Source organism: Nostoc sp., from assembly GCF_036916575.1.
In the GTDB taxonomy this organism is placed as follows: Bacteria; Cyanobacteriota; Cyanobacteriia; order Cyanobacteriales; family Nostocaceae; genus Nostoc.
In genome coordinates, this window is record NZ_JBALGC010000046.1 from 1 (window position 1) to 7,728 (window position 7,728).

The window sequence follows — 7,728 nt, forward strand, 5'->3', positions numbered from 1 at the left end:
CTTGGCTCTCCAAAATTTCACTGCTAATTCAAGTCCTAATCACAAAGAAATCTAACCCTTAATTAGATCATAGAAAACTTTTGCAAGAGTTCTATTACACTAATTATCCTGTTAATTGCACCACTAGGACTAGCAGCAGTAATTATTAACACAATTTTGGTTACAATAGCCTTAAGTATGACAGCGTTACGAGAGCCATGAATCCATCGTACCCAAGTAATCTGACTTCAGAACAGTGGAAACTACTATCAGGGCTAATTCCTAAGCCAAAAACTGGTGGTCGAAAGCGTCGCGTCGATATGCAGGCGATCGTCAACGCCATTTTATACATCTTGTGTGCTGGTTGTGCATGGCGAATGCTCCCAAATGATTTTCCCAAGTGGAAAACTGTGTATCATTACTTCCGGCAATGGCGAAAAGATGGAACATGGCAAGAAATGCACGAGCGGTTACGCATAAGTCAAAACCGAGAAGCATCCCCCAGCGAGGCGATCATGGACAGCCAAAGCATTGAGACAGCAACAATGGTATCTAAGGAAGTTGGTTATGACTCTGGCAAAAAGATTAAGGGACGCAAACGCCATATACTAGTTGATACACTGGGTTTACTAATAGTTGTCGTCATCACTGCTGCCAGTGTTAGCGAACAGGCAGGTGCCAAACAAGTTTTTTCCAAGCTCGATCAAGTCCGCGTAGGCGTAGCCCGCCGTAGGCATCGCTTTCATCGTTTAATTACGATTTGGGTTGATGGCAGATATCGCGGGCAAAATTTTCAGCATTGGGTCATTGATGTCTATCGATGGATTTTAAGTGTTGTTACCCGTCACGAAGAACAGAAGGGTTTTGTTGTACTACCTAAACGCTGGCTTGTTGAGAGAACTTTTGGTTGGTTTAACTGGTGTCGGCGATTAAGTAAGGATTATGAAATCTTACCGGAAACGACAGAAACCTTCGTTTACATTGCTATGATTCGTCTGATGCTCAAACAACTTGCGTGATTAAAATCACCTATCAAAAACTTTTCAGACATCCTCTAACAGATGCTTTAAACAAAAGCCGCATATATATGCGGCTTTCTTTTTGAAATGGACGTTCTAGGAAACCATGTTTTGTGTTTTGAACACTAATATTTTGATAAGTAATCCACAATCGTACTCGCACACGATTCTAGTTTCGGTTGCCAGTATCCAGTTGATTTTCCGTATATATTTTGATTATCAAACTCATTAAATGGGTCTTTGCTACCACACCAAACTGCTCGTATTGATAACAGATATTCAGGCAAATTTTCCAAGGGTAGTACTGCCATCACATCATCACCACCACTGTAGATAACTTTGCCACAAAAACGCTTTTCAGTTATATAAGGTACAAGGCGATTAGAAAAATCTAACAAAGCACGATTGAGTCCTACGTGAGTAGCTGGGCCCATACGGTCTCTTAGAAAATACAAGCGTTCACGTAGTGTCCGCACCAGAGGAAAAGTTACACTTCTGGAGCGATCGCCCCTTTCCTCTAAGAAAATGGGAAAGCAATGACACGGAGCGATAGCAAGAAGTTGATGTTATGAAAATTCCTTTCGAGCGATCGCCCTTAAAAAATACAAGCGAGGAAAAATTGCACCCCTGGAGCGATGGCGTACCCGCCCTTACATGTGGTGTTAGCGGAGCTTATCGTAGATATCGCTTGCTTCAAAGCAGTACACTGGTACTATGAAAATTCCCCAGTGCGTAGGCTAGCAAACACCGTAGGCATCGCTGCCTCCTTTACTCCCATGACCCCCATCTCGTCTGTGCCTTTCACCCAGCAGGACCACAGGGGAATAGTTGTTTGGACTTCCGTGAAGACTCCAACGCCGAAGTAGTGGAGTGGGATAGCGGCTACACTCAATAGACCTCTTGCAAAAGTCGCTCAAGAAGATTCAGTTTGAGGGAGATGAAGCTCGTAATTGTAGAGAGCAGCAATCAGATTAAACCTTAAACTAAATCTTTTTCGACGATTTCTATAAGTAAGGGACAAAATTTTAAACACCTTCAACTTTCGATTTACATGCTCACCTAAAACTCTAATTCTGGCTAATTCTTGATTACTCTTTTTCTCTTGATAACTTAATTGACCCCCTCTGGTTTTTTTCTTTGGAATTCGACTATTACTATGCAGCTTTTGAATGCCTTGATAACCTTTATCTCCAAAGCACTCTATGTTTTCTCTCAATCTAACTTTACTATTTTTAAATATACGAAAATCATGCTCTCTACCCTTACCATGAGCGGTACAGATGATTTGACCATTCGCTTGGTCTACTATTACTTGTGACTTCAATGTATGCTGTTTATTTTTCCCACTGTCAAAGTTTTTTTTTTTAGGACGTTCAATAGGACTTTCTGTTACATCAACCACTACTACTTCTAACTAATAATTAGAACTAGCCAATTTTTTCTTCCCTGGAAGGGTGAACGCCCTAGATTTAGTCAGCGTATCTTCTATTTTTCGGATAATTCGGTACGCTGTAGACTCGTTTACTCCCCACGATTGACCAATATGAAAGTACGTACGGTATTCTCCGGAGACGGAGCGTCTCCGGCTCCGCTCCAGTATTCCAATGTCATCAATAACTGGTCTTCCAAGCTTAATTTACCTGGTCGTCCTGTTTTTTGTTTTTGCTGACTATGCGGTAAGCGAAGCCATGCCGTTAGGCTTATCGCACTACTTCCAGCATCTGGTTAAAAGTATCCGGACGTAGACCACATAAGCGTTTAAAGTCTTCTGGCTTTAGGCTCTTTACCTGTTCGTAGGTCATAGATGCTACCTCACTCTCACTTACTTGTCTCACACATCTATGACTTTTGCAAGAGGTCTAATTAACAATTTTTCTTAGAGTCAAAGGCGATCCAGAGTGCGATCGCCTTTTGGGTGGCTTTGAAGAAGCATAGCTTGTTAGTTTTCCTCTAAAAAAAAGTTGAAGTTCAAAAATTCTGGCAATTTGGCATCACAACTCTCTGTTTTGCAGTTTTAATTAAATATCAATAGAACAGCCACAAATCGCCTAAGTTGACCCAATGCTGTAGAAGAACTCAGCAGCCCACAGCGCTCGTTCATCGCTTCTCTACGAGACGCTGCGCGAACGCTACAACTGGCTAGTAATGTACTAGAAAATACATAGTGAATGTGCGATGGCGTACCCGTCCAAGCTAGGCGATCGCATATCATGATGGAGATATGTGTAGCATCGGAATGAACTGAAGTTGGGGAATGTTGTATCTGGGTATAAAATTGCTCAGAAAGCTCAAGGAGCAGTTCAATTTAGCTGTTTGAGGGATTCGCCAACGGTATCCGTATCCCGGCTCAAACTAGAGTACTAGCTCTTACCGCTACTTTTGATCTCGTTGACAAAAGTTTGTGGTTGATTGACTTTTTTGGTTGATTACTTTGTCCTGGTGTCACAGACTCAATTACGAGATTGATGGTATTTTATGTTTGCACAAACGGGAGTATCCCAATCGTAATACAAGCTATGACACTCAATTTATATTTACTGCGACATGGAGAAACTACTTTTAGTCAAAGTGGTAATTTCTGCGGTGAAACTGATGCCCAGTTGACTTCTGAAGGGATGCAGATGGCAGAGAGTTTCGCCGATGTTTATCAAAGCTTGTTGTGGGAGGCTGTTTATGTTAGCCCAATGAAGCGCACAATTGCAACTGCTAAGCCATTTTGTGATGCTATTGGTATGGATATGCAGTTGCGTGACGGACTTAGAGAAGGTAGTTACGGCTGTTGGGAAACTTTGAGTAAATCGTTTGTCAAAGAGAATTACGCAGAAAACTATGTAAAATGGTTGACAGAACCCGCTTGGAATGCACCACTAGGTGGAGAAACTGCGGTAGATATTGCTAACCGTTCTATGACTGTAATTGCTGAAATTCAAGAAAAACATCTTCAAGGTAATGTTTTAGTAGTTTCCCATAAAGCCACGATTCGGATTCTGCTTTGCAGTTTACTGGGAATTGATTTGGGACGCTATCGCTATCGGGTGAATATTTTGGTCGCGTCGGTAAGTATAGTTAAATTTGACGTTAATGGCCCAAAGTTAGAAATATTAGGTGATCGCCATCATATACCCGATCGTATTCGCTCTCGTCCGGGAACATAATAGGCATTTTTCAATTAGTTCTGTGAGTCAAGATTGGGTGGGCTGGGCGATCGCTCTTTCGTTTTCCTCTAGTGCGATGGCGTACCCGCCCATCGTAGGCATTACTCGAAGTTTCCTCTAAGAATTGGGGGAGCGATCGCCCCAACGCCCGATTTCCCCCACAACTAATCCCCCCAAACTGCTATAAATTCTTCCCACTCCTCGTTTGTCTGGGGTGGTTTGTCTTTGGTCAGCCCCACTACTTGGGCTAGCTTTCGGGCTTGGTCTAAGCTCTCGCGCCTGCTCTAGCAATTGGTGTTCTAGGTTGGGGTCGTAGCCTTGGGTTAGTAGCTGGGCATACTCGGTATCGGTCATGCCGAGGTTGTGGATGTTGGTCATGGGGTGTGGATAGCAGAAATGAAAGAGCCAGGACTACCTGAACCTTATTGTTATTCCTGCTTTTTAGCGCCGAAGGAAATCATGCAGCAGCGCTAATTATAAATTTTCAGCCTTTATCTGGAGATGAAGCACAAGAGTATGCCAAGCAATTAGCTTTTGGCTAAATAAAAAATAGAAATTTAAAATTAAAAAAAACGGTAGATTTTTAATTAACCTTAAAAAAAACGGTAGATTTTTAATTAACCTACCGTTTTTTATCTACAAGGCAAACACATTATGTCAACAAGACCCTTTGATTATCAATAAGCTGAAAAATAGTCGCATTAATCGCTGCTTATTGACAAAGATTTTGGCGTTGGCGTAGCCCGCCGCAGGCATCGCTTTGGGCTTGGAAAACAAATCAAACGCGAAAGGAAAGATTTTTTCGTTGGTTTTTAACCTTCGTTGTGATCAAGAGTAATTTAGATGCGTTTGCCCTGCTTTGAGCTAGAATTTTCTTTGCTCCCGATAAAACTGCTGTCTATAGCTCAAAGACCATGAAAAAATGCGGGTTTACGAAATGATGACCAAGCAACTCTTATCTGCTGCCTATCTGTTATCATCAATTTTGTTCAAGTCAGACAGAAATTATTCTTGGAGGTAAACAATGGGTAAGAAATATGATGTTTATGGTGTCGGTAATGCCTTAGTAGATATAGAATACGAAGTATCTCTAGAGTTACTACAAGAGTTAAAGATTGATAAAGGTGTAATGACACTCCTAGATGAAGAGAGTCAAAATTATATTTTGGAAAATCTCAAAAATCTTCATTGCCATAAGAGTTGTGGAGGGTCAGCGGCAAACACAATAGTGGCAATTAGTCAACTAGGAGGAAAAGCTTTTTATTCCTGTAAAGTGGCTAATGATGAATTTGGAGACTTTTACATCGAAGATTTACTTAACTTTCAGGTAGATACCAACTTAAAAAATGGCGACCGCCAATCAGGAATTACAGGTAAATGTTTGGTGTTAGTAACTCCCGATGCAGATCGCACCATGAATACATTTTTGGGAATTACTGGAGAACTTTCTACACAAGAATTAGTATCATCAATGATTGCTGATTCAGAATATGTATATATCGAAGGATATTTAGTGACTTCTTCCACAGGAAAAGAAGCAGCTATAAAGGCTAGAGAAATAGCTGAAAAAGCGGGAGTAAAAACCACCATGTCCCTATCTGATTACAATATGGTGAAATTTTTTAAAGATGGTTTATTAGACATCATTGGGCCTGGTTTAGACTTAATTTTTGCTAATGAAAGTGAAGCATTAGAACTAGCAGATACACAAGATTTTCAAGTAGCTGTAGAGAAACTAAAAACCCTGAGTAAGAAATTTGCCATTACTCGCGGTGCAAAGGGTTCAGTAATATTTGATGGTCAGAAATTAATCGAAATTGCTGCACCTCAAGTAAAAGCTGTAGATACAGTGGGAGCAGGAGATATGTATGCAGGAGCTTTTCTCTATGGAATTACCCAAGGTATGAGCTATGAAGAAGCCGGAAAATTAGCATCAGCCGCAGCTTCTAAGATTGTTACATCCTATGGGCCAAGATTAAAAACTGAGGAATTAAAGGCATTAGTTACAGCTTAGCGCTCTTCCATCACTCTCGTGAGAGAATAAATGAGTGAAGTGACGCAAAGCTTTGTTCAGTCTATGTTTGAGGCAAGAAAGCCTGTCGAAACAATCAAATTTGTTGACGATTACTGTGAATGGTATAGAAAACTATTTCCAGAGGTCAGAAGTTTTGAGGCGTTTAAATATCTTCACGTAGGGATGATTTCCGATATTAAACGCAAAATCTACCAGCAATATCACGCGTGGGGCTTAAGCGATGAGCAAGGGCTATTGCATTTCTTGACAGAATCACCGTGGGAAGTTGAGCAATTGAGGGAAGCGAGATTAAACCAGTTATCAGTTACCAGTTACCAGTTATCACAGTTTGAGTTGGGGTAAGACAAGAGACTTAAACCTACCACTTTTTTGAAGTCGGGGACTTCAAAGAGCTTAGAAATACATCATTGATAACTGATAACTGGTCACTGGTCACTGTTAAAGCTGATACTACAAGTACTGTTAGAGGATGTTTGGAAAGTTAAAAAAAGCTCTAGTAACGATATTCTGTCAGTAGATAAAAATGCGACAGCGTTACAAGAGCCATGTTTAAATCACATCCAAGTGACCTTACCTCAGAACAATGGGAATTATTATCAACTCTTATCCCACCTGAAAATACAGCCTGTCGTCCTCGTTCAGTTGATTTACAGGCAGTAATTAACGGTATTTTCTACATTTTGTGTGCAGGTTGTGCGTGGCGAATGCTACCACGCGATTTTCCGAACTGGCAAACTGTTTACTATTACTTGCGCAAATGGCGTTTGGATGGGACATGGGAAAAAATTAATCATAAACTACAACAATGGGTACGTGTGCTTGAAGACCGTCAACCAAATCCCAGTGCAGCAATAGTAGATAGTCAATCGGTAGAGATGGGAACGATGGTGTCACAAGATGTCGGTTTTGATTCTGGCAAGCGGGTTAAAGGACGTAAGCGGCATTTTCTGGTTGATACTCTTGGACTAGTTTTGATGGTGATAGTGACTTCTGCATCTGAATCAGATCAAGCTGGTGCAAAGAAATTGTTTGCTAATGCTAGCAAGCGAATCGGCGTAGGCGTAGCCCGCCGTAGGCATCGCTTAAACCGTCTCGTTTTGATCTGGGTTGATGCTGGGTATCAAGGTGAGGGGTTTATGAAATGGGTGATGGACACTTATCGATGGATTTTCTTTTGTTGTACGCCGTCCAACTGATGCCAAAGGCTTTGTGCTTCTGCCCAGACGTTGGGTTGTCGAACGTAGTAATGGAAGGGTTCAATTGGTGTCGTCGTTTGAGTAAGGACTACGAGATTTTACCGCAAACCCATGAAACATTTGTGCAGGTTGCAATGATTCGGTTAATGCTTAGAAGACTTGCTTAATTGATTAGAACTCTTGCATAAATATTTTGTGGTATAATTGTGGCTTATTTTAATTTCAGTTTTTGGCAATTAAGATAGTAAAATTCATCAATTTTTTCGATTAAGTATTATCAGGCGATCGTTCACTAAAATTTTTGACATAAAACACTGTTCCAGTTCTTAGTTAATAACTGAAGA

At 41.0% G+C, this 7,728-nt stretch carries 7 protein-coding genes and 4 pseudogenes; 7 read left to right on the forward strand and 4 right to left on the reverse strand.

Annotated features, from left to right (window positions below):
* Window positions 1–66 precede the first annotated feature (66 nt).
* A pseudogene (gene csx18 / locus V7L29_RS11570) lies at window positions 67–186 on the forward strand (CRISPR-associated protein Csx18); the annotation flags it as partial.
* An 11-nt stretch (window positions 187–197) separates the two neighbouring features.
* Window positions 198–998, forward strand: coding sequence for an IS5 family transposase (locus V7L29_RS11575; RefSeq protein WP_334735550.1), 801 nt, complete (start codon window positions 198–200; stop codon window positions 996–998).
* A gap of 125 nt (window positions 999–1,123) precedes the next feature.
* Here V7L29_RS11575 and V7L29_RS11580 read toward each other — a convergent pair whose 3' ends face one another.
* The gene (locus tag V7L29_RS11580; protein ID WP_334735551.1) at window positions 1,124–1,432 is read right to left on the reverse strand and encodes a Cas10/Cmr2 second palm domain-containing protein; all 309 of its coding nucleotides are present in this window, start codon (window positions 1,430–1,432) and stop codon (window positions 1,124–1,126) included.
* Window positions 1,433–1,566: 134 nt separating this feature from the next.
* On the opposite strand from V7L29_RS11580, the gene V7L29_RS11585 reads away from it, so the two are divergent.
* The gene (locus V7L29_RS11585; RefSeq protein WP_334735552.1) at window positions 1,567–1,716 is read left to right on the forward strand and encodes a hypothetical protein; all 150 of its coding nucleotides are present in this window, start codon (window positions 1,567–1,569) and stop codon (window positions 1,714–1,716) included.
* Window positions 1,717–1,911: 195 nt separating this feature from the next.
* Here V7L29_RS11585 and V7L29_RS11590 read toward each other — a convergent pair.
* Together V7L29_RS11590 and V7L29_RS11595 are read right to left on the reverse strand one after the other, a co-directional pair.
* A pseudogene (locus tag V7L29_RS11590) lies at window positions 1,912–2,800 on the reverse strand (IS5 family transposase).
* A gap of 212 nt (window positions 2,801–3,012) precedes the next feature.
* Complete coding sequence (locus V7L29_RS11595; RefSeq protein ID WP_334735553.1) at window positions 3,013–3,210, reverse strand: hypothetical protein; 198 nt, start codon at window positions 3,208–3,210, stop codon at window positions 3,013–3,015.
* A 304-nt stretch (window positions 3,211–3,514) separates the two neighbouring features.
* Between V7L29_RS11595 and V7L29_RS11600 the strand changes: the two genes are divergently transcribed.
* Window positions 3,515–4,153: a histidine phosphatase family protein gene (locus tag V7L29_RS11600; RefSeq protein WP_334735554.1), complete on the forward strand. Its 639-nt coding sequence runs from the start codon at window positions 3,515–3,517 to the stop codon at window positions 4,151–4,153.
* Between the two features lie 117 nt (window positions 4,154–4,270).
* On the opposite strand, the gene V7L29_RS11605 is transcribed toward V7L29_RS11600, so the two are convergent.
* Complete coding sequence (locus tag V7L29_RS11605) at window positions 4,271–4,531, reverse strand: hypothetical protein (RefSeq protein ID WP_334735555.1); 261 nt, start codon at window positions 4,529–4,531, stop codon at window positions 4,271–4,273.
* 646 nt (window positions 4,532–5,177) lie between these two features.
* Between V7L29_RS11605 and V7L29_RS11610 the strand changes: the two genes are divergently transcribed.
* The 3 genes and pseudogenes from V7L29_RS11610 to V7L29_RS11620 all read left to right on the forward strand — a co-directional run bounded on the left by V7L29_RS11610 (window position 5,178) and on the right by V7L29_RS11620 (window position 7,551).
* Entirely contained in the window at window positions 5,178–6,167 is a 990-nt protein-coding gene (locus tag V7L29_RS11610; protein WP_334735556.1) for an adenosine kinase, read from the forward strand.
* A 63-nt stretch (window positions 6,168–6,230) separates the two neighbouring features.
* Window positions 6,231–6,482: pseudogene (locus V7L29_RS11615) on the forward strand (IS701 family transposase); the annotation flags it as partial.
* 251 nt (window positions 6,483–6,733) lie between these two features.
* Window positions 6,734–7,551: pseudogene (locus V7L29_RS11620) on the forward strand (IS5 family transposase).
* Window positions 7,552–7,728 lie beyond the last annotated feature (177 nt).